This is a genomic window from Streptomyces sp. TRD_SC_5 (assembly GCF_056836825.1).
The window spans coordinates 5,811,728-5,826,881 of the sequence record NZ_JBWZZS010000001.1; the positions used below are offsets into that span (position 1 = coordinate 5,811,728).

At 71.1% G+C, this 15,154-nt stretch carries 17 protein-coding genes; 10 read left to right on the forward strand and 7 right to left on the reverse strand.

From position 1 onward, the window contains the following. Positions 1–39: 39 nt before the first annotated feature. Together AC1P0E_RS26655 and zapE are read right to left on the reverse strand one after the other, a co-directional pair. A complete protein-coding gene (locus tag AC1P0E_RS26655) occupies positions 40–465 on the reverse strand; it encodes an OsmC family protein (protein ID WP_482744641.1) in 426 nt (141 codons plus the stop codon). Between the two features lie 39 nt (positions 466–504). After that, positions 505–1,602, reverse strand: a complete 1,098-nt coding sequence (zapE, locus tag AC1P0E_RS26660; RefSeq protein WP_482744642.1) for a cell division protein ZapE — start codon at positions 1,600–1,602, stop codon at positions 505–507. Between the two features lie 108 nt (positions 1,603–1,710). Here zapE and AC1P0E_RS26665 point away from each other — a divergent pair, with 108 nt between their 5' ends. From AC1P0E_RS26665 to msrB, 4 genes are all read left to right on the forward strand, one after another. After that, positions 1,711–2,493 (forward strand): pyrimidine reductase family protein, encoded by a 783-nt coding sequence (locus tag AC1P0E_RS26665; protein WP_482744643.1) that lies wholly within the window; start codon positions 1,711–1,713, stop codon positions 2,491–2,493. Positions 2,494–2,641: 148 nt separating this feature from the next. Continuing rightward, a complete protein-coding gene (locus tag AC1P0E_RS26670; protein WP_482744644.1) occupies positions 2,642–3,112 on the forward strand; it encodes an indole-3-glycerol phosphate synthase in 471 nt (156 codons plus the stop codon). Between the two features lie 42 nt (positions 3,113–3,154). Then, positions 3,155–4,549, forward strand: coding sequence for a UDP-N-acetylmuramate--L-alanine ligase (gene murC, locus AC1P0E_RS26675; protein WP_482744645.1), 1,395 nt, complete (start codon positions 3,155–3,157; stop codon positions 4,547–4,549). 11 nt (positions 4,550–4,560) lie between these two features. After that, positions 4,561–4,965, forward strand: coding sequence for a peptide-methionine (R)-S-oxide reductase MsrB (gene msrB / locus AC1P0E_RS26680; RefSeq protein WP_482744646.1), 405 nt, complete (start codon positions 4,561–4,563; stop codon positions 4,963–4,965). A gap of 264 nt (positions 4,966–5,229) precedes the next feature. Here the strand turns inward: msrB and AC1P0E_RS26685 are convergent, their stop codons facing one another. Both AC1P0E_RS26685 and AC1P0E_RS26690 read right to left on the reverse strand, forming a co-directional pair. Beyond that, a complete protein-coding gene (locus AC1P0E_RS26685; RefSeq protein ID WP_482745909.1) occupies positions 5,230–6,075 on the reverse strand; it encodes a PaaX family transcriptional regulator C-terminal domain-containing protein in 846 nt (281 codons plus the stop codon). 35 nt (positions 6,076–6,110) lie between these two features. Further along, the gene (locus AC1P0E_RS26690) at positions 6,111–6,746 is read right to left on the reverse strand and encodes a GNAT family N-acetyltransferase (protein WP_482744647.1); all 636 of its coding nucleotides are present in this window, start codon (positions 6,744–6,746) and stop codon (positions 6,111–6,113) included. A 186-nt stretch (positions 6,747–6,932) separates the two neighbouring features. Here AC1P0E_RS26690 and AC1P0E_RS26695 point away from each other — a divergent pair, with 186 nt between their 5' ends. Beyond that, the gene (locus AC1P0E_RS26695; protein ID WP_482744648.1) at positions 6,933–8,027 is read left to right on the forward strand and encodes an alpha/beta hydrolase family protein; all 1,095 of its coding nucleotides are present in this window, start codon (positions 6,933–6,935) and stop codon (positions 8,025–8,027) included. On the opposite strand, the gene AC1P0E_RS26700 is transcribed toward AC1P0E_RS26695, so the two are convergent. Then, on the reverse strand, positions 7,967–8,377 hold the full coding sequence (locus AC1P0E_RS26700; protein ID WP_482744649.1) for an organic hydroperoxide resistance protein: 411 nt from the start codon (positions 8,375–8,377) through the stop codon (positions 7,967–7,969). The genes AC1P0E_RS26695 and AC1P0E_RS26700 overlap by 61 nt on opposite strands. Positions 8,378–8,467: 90 nt before the next feature. Between AC1P0E_RS26700 and AC1P0E_RS26705 the strand changes: the two genes are divergently transcribed. The 3 genes from AC1P0E_RS26705 (at position 8,468) to AC1P0E_RS26715 (ending at position 10,676) form a co-directional block, all read left to right on the forward strand. Continuing rightward, positions 8,468–8,950, forward strand: a complete 483-nt coding sequence (locus AC1P0E_RS26705; protein ID WP_482744650.1) for a MarR family winged helix-turn-helix transcriptional regulator — start codon at positions 8,468–8,470, stop codon at positions 8,948–8,950. A 125-nt stretch (positions 8,951–9,075) separates the two neighbouring features. Continuing rightward, a complete protein-coding gene (locus AC1P0E_RS26710) occupies positions 9,076–9,483 on the forward strand; it encodes a YciI family protein (RefSeq protein WP_482744651.1) in 408 nt (135 codons plus the stop codon). A gap of 8 nt (positions 9,484–9,491) precedes the next feature. Then, entirely contained in the window at positions 9,492–10,676 is a 1,185-nt protein-coding gene (locus AC1P0E_RS26715) for an RNA polymerase sigma factor (RefSeq protein ID WP_482745910.1), read from the forward strand. A gap of 140 nt (positions 10,677–10,816) precedes the next feature. On the opposite strand, the gene AC1P0E_RS26720 is transcribed toward AC1P0E_RS26715, so the two are convergent. Further along, positions 10,817–11,206 (reverse strand): VOC family protein, encoded by a 390-nt coding sequence (locus AC1P0E_RS26720; RefSeq protein WP_482744652.1) that lies wholly within the window; start codon positions 11,204–11,206, stop codon positions 10,817–10,819. Between the two features lie 271 nt (positions 11,207–11,477). Between AC1P0E_RS26720 and AC1P0E_RS26725 the strand changes: the two genes are divergently transcribed. After that, complete coding sequence (locus AC1P0E_RS26725; protein ID WP_482744653.1) at positions 11,478–12,113, forward strand: nucleoside/nucleotide kinase family protein; 636 nt, start codon at positions 11,478–11,480, stop codon at positions 12,111–12,113. Between the two features lie 32 nt (positions 12,114–12,145). Beyond that, entirely contained in the window at positions 12,146–13,300 is a 1,155-nt protein-coding gene (locus AC1P0E_RS26730) for an aminopeptidase P family protein (protein WP_482744654.1), read from the forward strand. A gap of 84 nt (positions 13,301–13,384) precedes the next feature. Here the strand turns inward: AC1P0E_RS26730 and treZ are convergent, their stop codons facing one another. After that, a complete protein-coding gene (gene treZ / locus AC1P0E_RS26735; RefSeq protein ID WP_482744655.1) occupies positions 13,385–15,142 on the reverse strand; it encodes a malto-oligosyltrehalose trehalohydrolase in 1,758 nt (585 codons plus the stop codon). Positions 15,143–15,154: the final 12 nt, after the last annotated feature.

Here is a 15,154-nt window from a genome sequence, read left to right on the forward strand (position 1 = left end):
ACCTCGATCAGCGCGCCTGCCCGGCGCGTTGGCCGCAGGTCAGACGAGTGAGGCGGTCAGCGTGATCGTCGTACCCGCCAGCGCCTGGCTGACCGGGCAGTTCGCCTTGCCTTCCTCGGCCGCCTTGACGAAGGCCGCCTCGTCCATACCCGGGACCTCGCCCTGCACGGTGAGGTGGATGCCGGTGATGCCCTCACCCGGCTGGAAAGTGACCTCGGCCTTGGTGTTGAGGCGGGTCGGCGGCGTGCCGGCCTTGGCGAGCACGTTCGAGAACGCCATGTTGTAGCAGCTGGACTGGGCGGCGGCGATCAGCTCCTCGGGGCTGGTCTTGCCGTTCGCCTCCTCGGTACGGGCCGGCCAGGAGACGGCGTACTCGCCGATGCCCGACGAATCGAAGGTCACGGTGCCCGTGCCCTTGAACAGGTCGCCTTCCCAGACGGTGTGTGCCTGACGCGTTGCAGCCATAACGAAAGCCCTTCTCGCGAACGGTGATCCAGGCTCAACCTACTGCGCCACAAGCCCCTTCGCGTCGCGCGCCAGCGCCGTCAGCCGGGAGATCGCCCGGAAGTACTTCTTCCGGTAGCCGCCGTTCAGCATCTCTTCACTGAACAGACGGTCGAACGGCAGCCCGGAGGCCAGTACCGGCACCTCACGGTCGTAGAGCCGGTCGGCCAGTACGACGAGCCGCAGCGCCGTCGACTGGTCGGGCACGGGGCGGACATCGGTGAGGCAGACGGCCCGCACGTCGTCCGTGAGCGCGCCGTAGCGGCTCGGGTGGACCTTGGCGAGATGGTCGAGCAGGAGGGGGAAGGTGTCGAGGCTGGCGCCCTCGGTGGCGTACGCCGTACTGGTGACCTGCTCGTCGGAGTACGGGGGAGGGGCCTCGGGCAGCCCGCGGTGGCGGTAGTCCTCGCCGTCGATGCGCAGCGGCCGGAAGTGGGCCGACAGGCCCTGGATCTCGCGCAGGAAGTCGACGGCCGCGAAGCGGCCCTCGCCGAGCTTGCCGGGCAGGGTGTTGGACGTGGCGGCGAGTGCGACACCCGCTTCGACGAGCCTGCGCAGCAGTGACGACACCAGCACCGTGTCGCCCGGGTCGTCGAGCTCGAACTCGTCGATGCAGAGCAGACGGTGGTCGCTCAGCGTCCGCACGGTCTGCTGGAAGCCGAGCGCGCCGACGAGGTTCGTCAGCTCCACGAAGGTGCCGAAGGCCTTGAGCTCGGGGGGTGCGGGGGTGGCGTGCCAGAGGGAGGCGAGGAGGTGCGTCTTGCCGACGCCGTAACCGCCGTCGAGGTAGACGCCGCGCGGCGCGGTGGGCGCGGCGGGCTTCTTGCCGAACTCGAACCAGCGCCGCTTGCCCCCGCCGACCGCCGTCGCGCCGCCGAGACCGGCCGCGAAGGTGCTCAGGACCTGGACCGCCTCGGTCTGGCTCGGCTGGTTCGGGTCCGGTACGTACGTATCGAAGCGCACCGAGTCGAAGCGCGGCGGCGGCACCATCTCGGCGACCAGACGGTCGGCGGGGACGTGCGGCTCGCGTGCGCACAGGGACAAGGGGGCCGCTTCGGCTATGGGAGCGGACCCATGAGCGGCGGGGGAGGACGACACGGGGCTCAAGTCTAGGGGGTGTCCGGTTGCTCTCCGTGGGAGAGCAAGCCCCGCGACGCCGCGGAAAGCAGCCGGACACCCCCAGGGCCTCGTGCCACACTGCTCGACATGCGACGCCTGTTCCCTGTGACCGACGAAACACTCTCCGCCGCCTCGGCCGCCGACGGCGAGTGGGGACTCGACGAGCTGGCCGACGCCTACGCGTATCCGAAGGAGCGCGGAGCGGCGGGCGCCTGGCTCCGGGCCAACATGGTCTCCTCGCTCGACGGGGCCGCCCAGCACGAGGGCCGCTCGCAGCCGATCTCCTCGGACACCGACATGAGGATCTTCGGCACGCTGCGCGCGCTGGCCGACGTGGTGATCGTCGGCGCGGAAACGGTACGCCTGGAGGGCTACCGTCCGGCTCGCGCCCGCGAGGCCTTCGCGGAGCGCAGAGCGGCGGCTGGCCAGGGCCCGGCGCCCGCCATCGCGGTGGTCAGCGCGAGCCTGAACCTGGACTTCTCGCTTCCGCTCTTTACGTCCCCCCTGGTCCCGACCCTCGTGCTGACCGGTGCCACGGCCCCCCTCGACCGGGTCCGGGCCGCCAGAGAGGCCGGAGCCGAGGTCCTGGTCGCCGGGGACGGCGCCACGGTGGATCCGCCGAGTGCGGTCGAGGCGCTGGCGGAGCGCGGGCTCACCCGGTTGCTGACCGAAGGCGGACCTCGGCTGCTGGCGCAATTCATCACGGCCGGGGTACTGGACGAGTTGTGCCTCACCGTGTCGCCGGTGCTCACGGCGGGCCGTGCCCAGCGGATCGCCGACGGACCCGGCGTGACGGTCCCGGAACGGTTCACACTGACGTCCGTACTGGAGGAGGCCGGGTTCCTTTTCACCCAGTACCGTCGGAGCTGACAATGGGCGGAATTCACCGTTCCGCATAGCTTCCGCTGGGCACACTTACTCGCAGACCCCGTGCGGGCACGGGGAAGGATGGTTTCCGCAGGGGGCCGGCGGCGCTACCCAGAAGCGCCGGCCCAAGAAGAAGAGAAGGGCGCCCGTCGTGTTCACGAGCGTATTGATGATCGAGAAGCCCCTGACTTCCGTCGACGTGGAATTCGTCACCACGCTCCACGGCGACGAGAGCGTCTCCTTCGTCGTCCTGATGCAGCCCCGCGGCGACCAGGCGGACGTGCTCCTGCGCGCCATCGACGACGTAGCGCTCGGCCAGGTCGACGAAGCGGTCCGTGAGGCCGACGAACCCAAGGGGGAAGAGGCGAAGCCCCTCGCCCAGCGCGGCCTGGAGGTGACGCTGGAGGCGCTGCGGGCGCACGGCAACGAGGCCGTCGGCCAGGTCGTCGAGGAGCACCCGCTGGACCTCCTCAAGTCGGTCGTGTCCGAGACGGGCGCCGACGAAGTGATCGTCCTGACCGCGCCGCACTACGTCGAGGAGTTCTTCCACCGGGACTGGGCCTCGCGCGCCCGTCACAAGGTCGGCGTACCGGTGCTCAAGCTCTTCTCCCACAACGAATAGGCTGGGGCACCGCTCACACGTCACACCTTGGGAGACACACGTATGGCACCCGGCCTTCCCACCGCCATGGACCGACCGCACTTCATCGGCATCGGCGGCGCCGGAATGTCGGGGATCGCGAAAATCCTCGCCCAGCGCGGCGCACGGGTCGCCGGCAGCGACTCGCGCGAGTCCGCCACCGCCGAATCCCTGCGCGCGCTGGGCGCCACGGTTCACATCGGCCACGCCGCCGAGCACCTGGCCCCCGACGCGACCTGCGTGGTCGTCTCCAGCGCGATCCGCGCGGACAACCCCGAGCTGGTCCGCGCCGCGGAACTCGACATCCCGGTCGTGCACCGCTCCGACGCGCTGGCCTCGCTGATGGGCGGCCTGCGGGCGATCGCCGTCGCGGGCACACACGGCAAGACGACGACCACCTCGATGCTGGCCGTCGCCCTGACCGAGCTGGGCCTGGACCCGTCGTACGCGATCGGCGGCGACCTGGAAGGCCCCGGCACGAACGCCCGGCACGGCGAGGGCGACATCTTCGTCGCCGAGGCGGACGAGAGCGACCGCAGCTTCCAGAAGTACGACCCCGAGGTCGCGATCGTCCTCAACGTCGAGCTGGACCACCACGCGAACTACGCTTCGATGGACGAGATCTACGACTCCTTCGAGACCTTCGTCGGCAAGGTCGTCCCCGGCGGCACGCTCGTCATCACGGCGGACCAGGCCGGCGCCGTAGAACTGACGTCCCGCCTGCGCGACCTCTCCACCCTGAAGATCGTCACGTACGGCGACTCCCCGTCGGCCGACGTACGCGTACACAAGATCACCCCGCGCGGCCTGACCAGCGAGGTCACGGTCGTCCTCGACGGCCGCTACCTCACCTTCACGGTCTCGGTCCCCGGCAGCCACTACGCCCACAACGCGGTCGCCGCCCTGGCCGCGGGCGTGGCCCTGGGCATCCCGGCGCACAACCTGGCCTCGGCGCTCGGCAAGTACACCGGCGTCAAGCGCCGCCTCCAGCTCAAGGGCGAGGTGAACGGCGTACAGGTCATCGACTCGTACGCCCACCACCCGACCGAGATGACCGCCGACCTGGAAGCCATGCGCGGCGCGGCGACGGACTCACGCCTCCTGGTGGTCTTCCAGCCCCACCTCTTCTCCCGCACCCAGGAGCTGGCCACCGAGATGGGCCAGGCCCTGGCCCTCGCGGACGCCTCGGTGGTCCTCGACATCTACCCGGCCCGTGAGGACCCGATCCCCGGCGTCACCAGCGCGCTGATCATCGACGCGGCCCGCAGGGCGGGCGCCGACGTGACGCCCGTCTCCGACAAGGCGACGGTCCCCGACGTCATCGCGGGAATGGCGAAGCAGGGCGATCTTGTTCTCACGATGGGCGCGGGTGACGTGACGGACCTCGGCCCGGCCATTTTGGCCCGCCTGTCGAACTGAGGGAGCGCACCATGTCGTACGACGTCGAGAAGCCCGACGAGCAGTGGCGCGCGGAACTGACCCCCGCCGAGTACGCCGTCCTGCGCCAGGCCGGCACGGAGCCCGCCTTCGTCGGTGAGTACACGGACACGAAGACGACCGGCGTGTACTCGTGCCGCGCCTGCGGAACGGAACTCTTCCGCTCCGACACGAAGTTCGAGTCGCACTGTGGCTGGCCGTCGTTCTACGACCCGAAGGACACGGAGGCGGTCGAACTGATCGCGGACACCTCCCACGGCATGACCCGCACGGAGGTCCGCTGCGCGAAGTGCGGCTCGCACCTGGGCCACGTGTTCGAGGGCGAGGGCTACCCGACCCCGACCGACCAGCGCTACTGCATCAACTCGATCTCGCTGCGGCTGACCCCGGACGAATGACGACCAGCTGATACGCCGACGCGCCCCGCACCACCGGATCCGATCCGGGGTGCGGGGCGCGTTCGCGTGAACGGTCAGCCGATCTGGGCGGCGTACGAGACGAAGCCGGTCCAGGCTCTGCTCGGTGGGAGCATGCGCTGATCATGTCCTCCCGGCCGCAGTGGCTGCAATGACGAGGTGCTGTCAGTTCCGGCCCTCGGGCAGCAGGCTTCCGGGACGGGGCCCGTCGGGCGCCCGTGGTGCCGGGCCGCGGCGCGGGCTTCTTCAGTGCTTGGCCCGGTCTGCTGCTTCTCGGGTGATGTCGGCGTAGAGGCAGAAGAGGGCAGGGCGGGCTTCGCCGTGGTCGCGTTCGTGCAGGGCTGCCCAGCAGCGGGCGATGAGCTCGCGGGCCTGGGTGCCGGGCCAGGGCTGGGGCAGAAGCTGAGGCGGCAGCAGTGGGTCGGGCTCCATGGCGCGGGTGAGTTCGGCGGCCAGCTCGACCGCGATGGTGAGGAGTGCGGATGGGGAGAGTGCGGCAGGGCCGGTGAGCCGGTCGAGTCGGGGCCGGGCGATGCGGCTGAGGCGGTGGTAGCGGTCGGCGATCTCCTCCAGGGGCCACAGGTGGCGGGCTAGTTCGGCAGGCTCTCGGGTCTCGCCCCTGCGCAGGTCCGTCGTCGTGAGGAGGGTGAGCGCGCCGTGGGCGCCGAGGCGGTGGGCCGCTTCTTCGACGTACGGTTCCCAGGCGTTGGCGCAGACGTACAGTCCGCCCTGGAGCGGGGCGCCGCCGAGGTGGACGAGCGTCTCGCGCAGGGCGTCCCGGGCCGTGCGCGCCGATTCGGGCACCGCGAAGGCGGCCAGGTGCCAGACACCGTCCCAGGGCGCGAGCCCGGCGTCCTGCTGGAAAGCGTGCCGGAGGAAGTCCGCGTTGGGGGCCAGGGCACGCGTGGTGTCCGGGGTCGCGTGCAGCTCCGCCTTGCGGCCTCGGCCCTCGTGGGTGAACCGGCCCTCGGCCACGAGGCGTTTGACGCACAGCCGTACCTGCTGGTCACTCATGCCCAGGGTGTTGGCGACGGTGTACAGCTCGTCCGCGCCGACGGTGCCGTCCTCGCGGATCAGCGCGTGGACGAGCATGCGGGTGGGGATCTCGACGTGGTCCGTCTCGGCGCTCACAGTTCTGTCGCTCCTCTCGCTCCGACGGGGCGGTGCATGGTGGTCACCGCGCCGAATCCCAGCAGCCCGCGCAGGTAGGGCGTGTGCTCGGTCCGTACGGCTGTGAAGCCGCGCCGCTCGTACAGGGCCCTGGCGCGCGGGTTGGTGTCGATCACGTCCAGTCTGATCTCCCGGCAGTCCTGCTCCGCCGCGACGGCGGCCACTTCCTCGATGAGCAGGCTCCCGACGCCGCGGCCGCGTATGCCCGGGTCCACGGCGATGCCGTCCATGACGAGTTGGCCGGGGGCCGGGTGGCGTTCGAAGAGGGCGAGGAGCAGGAGTCGGTGCAGTCCTCGCAGGTGTCCGTACGCGCGCAGCACGGCGGAGGCCGATCCCCCGGTGAGGGCCCGGCCTCCGAGCTGGTAGCCGGCGAGGCCGACGAGCTGCCCGTCGAGGAGCGCGCAGACCGCGCGATCGGCGTTCAGATGGGCGGCGATGAAGGGCACCGCCTTGTCCGGCGGGTTCAGGGCGGGGCCGAGTTTGCGACCGAAGGCGCCCCAGTACAGCTCAGCCGCCCGCCGCTCGGCTCCGCCCGGAACGCCCCGCTGGATTGTCACCGGCTCAGTGCCGGTGCCTGTCGCGTCCAGTCCCATGCCGTGCCCCCTTCTCGCCGTAACCTCCAACCCAAAACTATCATCTCCGGAACGATCGTGCTGGTGATGATAGTTTCAGTGTTGCGTAACCCCGAGCAGAGGCGGTCAGATCCCATGTGTCCACAGAGTCGGCCCCGACGGCGGGGGCTCCGCACAGCCGTGTGGTTACTGGTCACGGTCCTGGTCGTGGCCGCCGGTCTCGCCGGTGTGGTGCTGTGGCAGAACTCCTACGACATGGACGAGCAGCGGGTCTCGATCCGCCACGGCGGCCACACCCTCAACGGCGTACTGGCCACCCCCAAGGACGGCCGCAAGCGCCACGGCCTGGTCGTGTACGTCCACGGTGACGGTCCCGTCGACGCCACCCACGACGACGGTTACAAGCCCATGTGGGAAGCGAACGCCGAGGCCGGGTACGCCTCCCTGTCCTGGGACAAGCCCGGCGTCGCGGGCGCACCCGGCGACTGGCTCGGCCAGTCCATGGACGAGCGGGCCGACGAAGCGGCCGCCGCCATCGCCTGGGCGCGCGCCCGCCCGGACATCGACGGCGCCCGGATCGGGCTCTGGGGCGCCAGCCAGGCGGGCTGGGTCCTGCCGAAAGTCGCCGCCAAGACGCCCGTGAGCTTCGTCATCGCCGTCTCGCCCGCGATCAACTGGCTCCAGCAGGGCCGCTACAACCTCCTCGCCGAGCTGCGCACCGACGGCGCGTCGGCAGCCCGCACCAAGGCCGCGATCGCCAAGAGCGACCGCACCCGCCGGCTGCTGGCAGGCCAAGCGACCTTCGGGGAGTACGTCAAAGCCATGGGCGGCGCCGCGGACGGCATGACCGCCGACCGCTGGGGCTTCATCTCCAAGAACTACACGGCGGACGCCACGCGGGACCTCCGCGCTCTGCGCCACGTCCCGGTGCTGCTGACCCTCGCGGGCCATGACATCAACGTGGACACCGCCGACACGGAGCGCGTCTACCGCAAGGTGCTGGACGCGGGCGGTGGGTTGACGATCGAGCGCTACCCGGACGCGAACCATTCATTGCTCAAGCGCTCCATCGAGCAGTCGGACCTCAGGATCACGCTCACCGCGCTCTTCTCCCCACGCTCGCTCTTCGCGGACGGATTCCTGGACAGCCAACGGCAGTTCCTCGAGGACCTCGGCGGAGGCAGCGATGTGAAGGGCGCCCCTGGGGACGCCCTTCACGGGTTTCAGGTGGTGCCGACGCGCTACTCAATGACGAGTTCGACCTCGATGTTGCCGCTGGTGGCCTTCGAGTACGGGCAGTAGGCGTGGGTCGCCTCGACCAGCTTCCGGCCGGTCTCGCCCGCCAGGGTGTCCGGCAGCTCGACGCGCATGACGACCGCGAGCCCGAAGCCCGTGTCGTCCTTGCCGATGGAGACCTCGGCGGTCACCGAAACGTCCTTGGTGTCGACCTTCATCTGGCGCGCGACCTGGCCCATCGCGCTGGCGAAGCAGGCGGCGTACCCAGCGGCGAAGAGCTGCTCGGGGTTGGTGCCCTGACCGTTGCCGCCGAGGGCCGGGGGCATCGCGAGGGCGAGGTCGATCTGGCCGTCGGAGCTGACGGTGCGGCCCTCGCGGCCGTTGGCGGTGGCGACAGCGGTGTACAGCGCGTTCATGGGGGTGCCTCTCTCGTCTGGAGGTCGCAAGAGTTGCACACAATTAAGTTGTGCACAACTTAATTGCGAGCGAGAGGTTACTCTGGACTCATGACGCCCCCGCCCACCACCGACCCGGCCCTCCCCACGGTGTCCGACGCGGAACTGCTCCGCCTCGATCACCAGGTCTGCTTCTCGCTGCACGCGGCCTCGCGCGCGTTCGGCGGCGTCTACCGCGACGCGCTCAAGGACCTCGGGCTCACGTACCCCCAGTACCTGGCGATGCTCGTTCTCTGGGAGCACGGCCCGCAGCCCGTCAAGGCGATCGGCGAGCAGCTGCGCCTCGACTCCGGCACGCTCTCTCCGCTGCTCAAGCGGCTGGAGACGGCCGGCCTGGTGCGACGCGAGCGCAGCGCCGAGGACGAACGCTCAGTGACGGTTCACCTCACCGAAGAGGGCGCGGACCTGCGCGAGCGGGCCCTACCCGTGCCGCGCCGAATTCTTTCCGCGACCGGCCTGTCGGTCGAGGAGATCCTCGGCCTCCAGCAGCTCCTGGGCCGCCTGACTGGCGCACTCGACGGGGCTCAGCGGTAGCTCGCACCCGGGCTCATCCACGAGAGCCAAAAAAATCGCACGGTGATGTCGAGAACCCGTGACTGGCTCCGTCCCCGGTATGAACGCGACCACAATGGGTCGCACCAGTACCGAGGAGAACCACGATGGCCAAGTACTTGCTGCTCAAGCACTACCGCGGCGCCCCGAATGCGGTCAACGACGTACCCATGGACCAGTGGACGCCGGAAGAGATCTCGGCCCACGTGCAGTACATGCACGACTTCGCGGCCCGCCTCGAGGCAACCGGCGAGTTCGTCGACGGTCAGGCGCTCGCCCCCGAGGGCACGTTCGTCCGGTACGACGGCGAGGGCCGCCCGCCGGTCACCGACGGCCCGTTCGCCGAGACCAAGGACCTCATCGCCGGCTGGATGGTGATCGACGTCGACAACTACGAGCGCGCCGTCGAGCTGGCCGGGGAACTGTCGGCCGCCCCCGGGGCGGGCGGGAAGCCGATCCACGAGTGGCTCGAGGTGCGCCCGTTCCTGGCCGCGCCGCCCACCATCACGGAATGACCCCCGACGTGAACGAGGCCCTGCTGCGGAGCCTCACGCCGAACGTGCTCGCCATCCTCGTCCGCCGCGGAGCCGACTTCGCGGCGGCCGAGGATGCGGTGCAGGACGCCTTGGTCGAGGCGGTCCGCGTCTGGCCGGCCGACCAACCGCGGGACCCGAAGGGCTGGCTGGTCACCGTGGCCTGGCGCAAGGTCCTCGACGCGACCCGGTCGGACGCCGCCCGCCGCCGGCGTGAGGACCTGGTCGACGAGGAGCCGGCGCCCGGGCCCGCGCCCACGGTCGACGACACGCTCCAGCTCTACTTCCTGTGCGCCCACCCTTCACTGACACCGTCGTCCGCGGTCGCGCTCACGCTGCGCGCCGTCGGCGGGCTGACCACCCGCCAGATCGCCCAGGCCTACCTGGTGCCCGAGGCGACCATGGCGCAGCGCATCAGCCGGGCCAAGCGCACCGTCTCCGGCAATGGGGTCTCCCCCGCTCGAGCGAAGCCGAGAGCTTGGGGAAGGTTCGACCAGCCCGGCGACGTCGCCACCGTGCTGCGCGTTCTCTACCTCGTCTTCAACGAGGGCTACTCGGGCAACGTCGACCTCGCCGCCGAGGCCATCCGCCTCACCCGGCAGCTCGCGGCCGCGATCGACCACCCCGAGGTGGCGGGACTGCTCGCCCTCATGCTGCTCCACCACGCCCGGCGCGCCGCCCGGACCGCGCCCGACGGCAGCCTGGTGCCGCTCGCGGAGCAGGACCGCGGCCGGTGGGACACGAAAGTGATCGCCGAGGGCGTCATGATCCTGCAGGCGGCCCTCGCCCGCGACCGGTTGGGCGAGTTCCAGGCCCAGGCCGCCATCGCGGCACTCCACGCCGACGCGCCCACCGCCGAGGAAACCGACTGGGTGCAGATCGTCGAGTGGTACGACGAGCTCACGCGCCTCACCGACAGCCCGGTCGTCCGGCTCAACCGCGCGGTGGCCGTCGGCCAGGCCGACGGACCGCGCGCCGGCCTGGCGGCGCTCGCGGCGCTGGAGGACTCACTGCCCCGCCACACCGCGGTGGCGGCGTACCTCCACGAGCGCGACGGCGACCTCGCGACGGCGGCACGGCTCTACGCCGAGGCGGCCCACAAGGCACCCGACCTCGCCGAGCGCGACCACCTGACCCGCCAAGCCGCCCGCCTCAACGCCCGCCGGTCTCGCTGACGGGTCTCCTCGAAGTCAGCACTCCATGCAGGGCGGATTGACCGTGGCATTCAAGAAGCGGACCCTGGGGCTGTGGCTGCTGCACCTGATCATCACGATGCTTCGGTCGTCATGCATGAGTGACTCCGGTGATGTGTTCCTCAGGCCGGCTGGAGAAGGTCCCAGCGGTTGCCGTACAGGTCCTCGAAGACCGCGACCGAGCCGTACGGTTCATGGCGCGGCTCCTCCAGGAAGCGGACGCCCGCCGCCGTCATCCGGGCGTGGTCGCGCGCGAAGTCCTCGGTGTGCAGGAAGAATCCGACGCGCCCGCCCGTCTGCGCGCCGACGGCCGAACGCTGCGCGTCGTCCTTCGCGCGGGCCAGCAGCAGCCCCGTACCGGCCGCGGCTCCGGGCGGGTGGACCACGACCCAGCGGGAGCCGTCCCCGCGGTCGGTGTCCTCGGCCAGCTCGAAACCGAGGGCGTCGGTGTAGAAGGCGATGGCCTCGTCGTAATCGCGGACGACGAGGGTGACGAGTGCGATGTGGGGCATGGGCTTTTTCCTTCCCCACCCCGCCCCTTCCCGAACTGGGGCGCTGCCCCAGACCCCGGCCCTCAAGCGCCGGGCGGGCTGGAGTTGGCGGGGGTGGTTGCTGGGGCTCTGCCGCAGACCCCGCTCCTCAAGCGCCGGAGGACACGCCCGGAGGACACGCCCTCAGGGCGTCCGGGGCCTGGGGCTTGCCCCCACGCGGCGGAGCCGCAAAATGTCGCAGCGGGAAGGGGCCGGGTGGGGAAAGGGCTCCGCCAGGACATCCGCCAGGACAATGGCCCCCATGGAACCCAACCGGCTCGTCGAGCGCGCCCGCCGTCTCATCGTTCCCGGCCGTCGGCGCGTCCTCGGGATTGCCGGCGCGCCCGGGGCCGGCAAGTCCACCCTCGCTGCGCACCTCGTCGACCGCCTCGACGGACTCGCCGTACTTGTCCCCATGGACGGCTTCCACCTCGCCGGAGCGGAGTTGGAACGCCTCGGGCGTACGGGCAGGAAAGGCGCCCCGGACACTTTCGACGGCGCCGGATACGCCGCTCTGCTGGCCAGGCTGCGCGCGCCCGAGACGCCGGACACCGTCGTCTACGCGCCCGCCTTCGACCGGGCGATCGAGGAACCCGTGGCGGGCAGCATCGCCGTACCGGGCCCGCAGGACGTTCCCCTCGTCGTCACCGAGGGGAACTACCTGCTCCTCGACGACGGCCCCTGGGGGAGGGTTCGGGACCTGCTCGACGAGGTGTGGTTCCTGGAGGCCGAGCAGGAGGAGCGGGTACGTCGCCTCGTCGAGCGCCATGAGCGGTTCGGCAAGTCCCGACCGGACGCCGAGCGCTTCGTCCACGCGTCGGACGAGGCCAACGCGCGCCTGGTCGCTGCCTGCCGGGACCGCGCCGACCTCGTCGTCACAACCGGCTAGCGAGGACACCGGGCGCCGGGCAGGATGAGGCCATGTCATCCGTGCCCGCATCCGCCGCATCCGGCCCCGCTCCCGCGCCGTTCACCGCCGAGGACTACCGCGCCCGCATGGAGCGCACCGCCCAGGCGGCCGCCGACGCCGGGCTCGACGGCGTACTCGTCGCGCCCGGGCCCGATCTGGTTCACCTCACCGGCTACCGCCCCACCGCGGCCAGCGAGCGGCTGACGATGCTCGTACTGTCGGTGGAACAGGACCCGGTGCTCGTCGTGCCGACCCTGGAGGCGCCGGACGCCCAGCAGGCCGCCGGAGCCGCCGCGCTCAACCTGCGCGACTGGACGGACGGCAAGGACCCCTACGCCGTCACCGTGCCGCTCCTCGACTTCGACGGCCGCTTCGCGGTCAGCGACAACACCTGGGCGATGCATCTGCTCGGCCTCCAGCAGGCACTGCCGAGCACCTCGTACGTATCCCTGACCTCGGCCCTGCCCATGCTGCGGGCCGTCAAGGACGCCGCCGAGCTGGCGCGCCTGGAGGCTGCGGGCGCGGCCGCGGACGCGACGTACGAGGAGATCCTCAAGGTCCGCTTCTCCGGGCGGCGCGAGAGCGAGGTGGCCGCGGAACTCGCCCACCTGCTCACGCAGTCCGGGCACGAGCAGGTGGACTTCACGGTGGTCGGCAGCGGCCCGAACGGCGCGAACCCGCACCACGAGGCGGGGACGCGCGTCATCGAGGAGGGCGACATGGTCGTACTCGACTTCGGCGGCCTCAAGCACGGTTACGGCTCCGACACCTCCCGCACGGTCCATGTCGGCGACGCCCCGAGCGCGGAGGAACAGCGTGTCCACGACGTCGTACGGGAGGCGCAGCAGGCGGCGTTCGAGGCGGTGCGGCCCGGGATCGCCTGTCAGGAGGTGGACCGGGTGGCGCGCGCGGTCATCACAGAGGCGGGGTACGGCGAGCGGTTCATCCACCGCACCGGACACGGCATCGGCGTGACCACCCACGAACCGCCGTACATGATCGAGGGGGAGCGGCAGCCGCTCGTACCCGGCATGTGCTTCTCCATCGAGCCAGGCATCTACCTCCCGGGGCGCTTCGGCGTACGCATCGAGGACATCGTGACCGTCACGGAGGACGGCGGGCGCCGTCTCAACACGACGGCCCGCGAGATGGCCGTCGTCGGCTGACGCCCGCCGCCGGACGTGCTGTTGGCAGTACTGCCGGACGTGCTGCTGGACGTGCTGCCGGCCGTCCGCCGGTCGTGCTGTTGGTCAGGTGCCGACGGGGCCCAGTACGACACAGGACTCCGGCGGCAGCCGCAGCAGCCCGTCGGTGCCCGGCGCGTCGACCGGTTCCCAGGCTGCCAGTACGCGGCTGAGGCCGTTGCGGCCGAGGCCGATCGTGGCGGGCTCCTTCGACAGGTTCACCGCCACGCGGATGTCGCCGCGGCGGTACGCCAGCCAGCGCGCGCCCTCGTCGTACGCGACCTTGACCGCCGCCAGGTCCGGGTCGGCGAGGTCTGGCCGCTCGCGGCGCAGGGCGATCAGCTCGCGGTACCACGCGAGCACGCGCGCGTGCGGCTCGTCTTCCGGCTCGGACCAGTCCAGACAGGAGCGTTCCCTGGTCCGTGGGTCCTGCGGGTCCGGGACGTCCTCCGCCGCCCACCCGTGCGCGGTGAACTCCCGCCTCCTGCCCTCCCGTACGGCCTGCCCGAGCTCCGGGTCGGTGTGGTCGGTGAAGAACTGCCAGGGAGTACGGGCCGCCCACTCCTCGCCCATGAAGAGCATGGGGACGTACGGGCCGGTGAGGACGAGCGTGGCGGCGCAGGCCAGCAGGCCGGTGGAGAGGGAGGCGGAAAGCCGGTCCCCGAGGGCTCTGTTGCCGACTTGGTCATGCGTCTGGGCGTAACCGAGGAAGCGGTGTGCGGCGGTTTTCGTGCGGTCCACGGAACGGCCGTGCACGCGTCCCCGGAACGTCGAGTACGTACCGTCGTGGAAGAACACCTGGGTGAGCGTCTTGGCGAGCGCACCGAGGGGGGCGCGGGCGAAGTCGCCGTAGTAACCCTGGGACTCGCCGGTGAGGGCGGTGTGCAGAGCGTGGTGGAAGTCGTCGTTCCACTGAGCGTGCAGACCGAGCCCCCACGACTCGCGAGGGGCGGTCGTGCGCGGGTCCCCCTGGTCGGACTCGGCGATCAGGAAGAGCGGCCTGCCCGTCTCGGCGGAGAGCGTGTCGACGGCCGTCGACAGCTCCTCCAGGAACGTCAGCGCGCGCGTGTCGGCGAGGGCGTGGACCGCGTCGAGACGCAGTCCGTCGATGCGGTAGTCGCGCAGCCAGGCGAGAGCGCTGCCGAGCAGGTACGCGCGTACCTCGTCGGACCCCGGGGCGTCGAGGTTGACGGCCGATCCCCAGGGAGTGTGGTGCGTGTCCGTGAAGTACGGGCCGAAGAGGGGCAGATAGTTGCCGGAGGGGCCGAGGTGGTTGTGTACGACGTCGAGCACGACTCCGAGGCCGAGGCCGTGCGCCGTGTCGACGAAGCGCTTGAGTCCTTCGGGGCCTCCGTACGGTTCGTGCACGGCCCAGAGCGACACACCCTCGTACCCCCAGCCGTGCGTTCCCGGGAACGGGCAGACGGGCATCACCTCGACGTGGGTGACCCCCAGCTCCGCCAGGTGGCCGAGCCGCCGGGCGGCGGCGTCGAAGGTGCCCTCAGGGGTGTACGTACCGATGTGCAGCTCGTAGAGGACCGCTCCCGCCAGCGCAGTGCCGCCGCGCCAAGCTGTCCGCCACACATGGGTGTTGTGGTCCACGACGGCGCTGAGGCCGTCGGGGCCGTCCGGCTGGCGGCGCGAGCGCGGGTCGGGCAGGACGGGGCCGCCGTCCAGGCAGAAGCCGTAACGCGTACCTTCACCGGCGTCGGCGTCCGCCGTCCACCATCCGCCCCGTGCGGGATCGCGCTCCATGGCGTACGTCCCGTCCGCCAGCCGGAGCTCTGCCTGTTCGGCCTTGGGTGCCCACACCTCGAACCGCACTGGCGGCCCCTC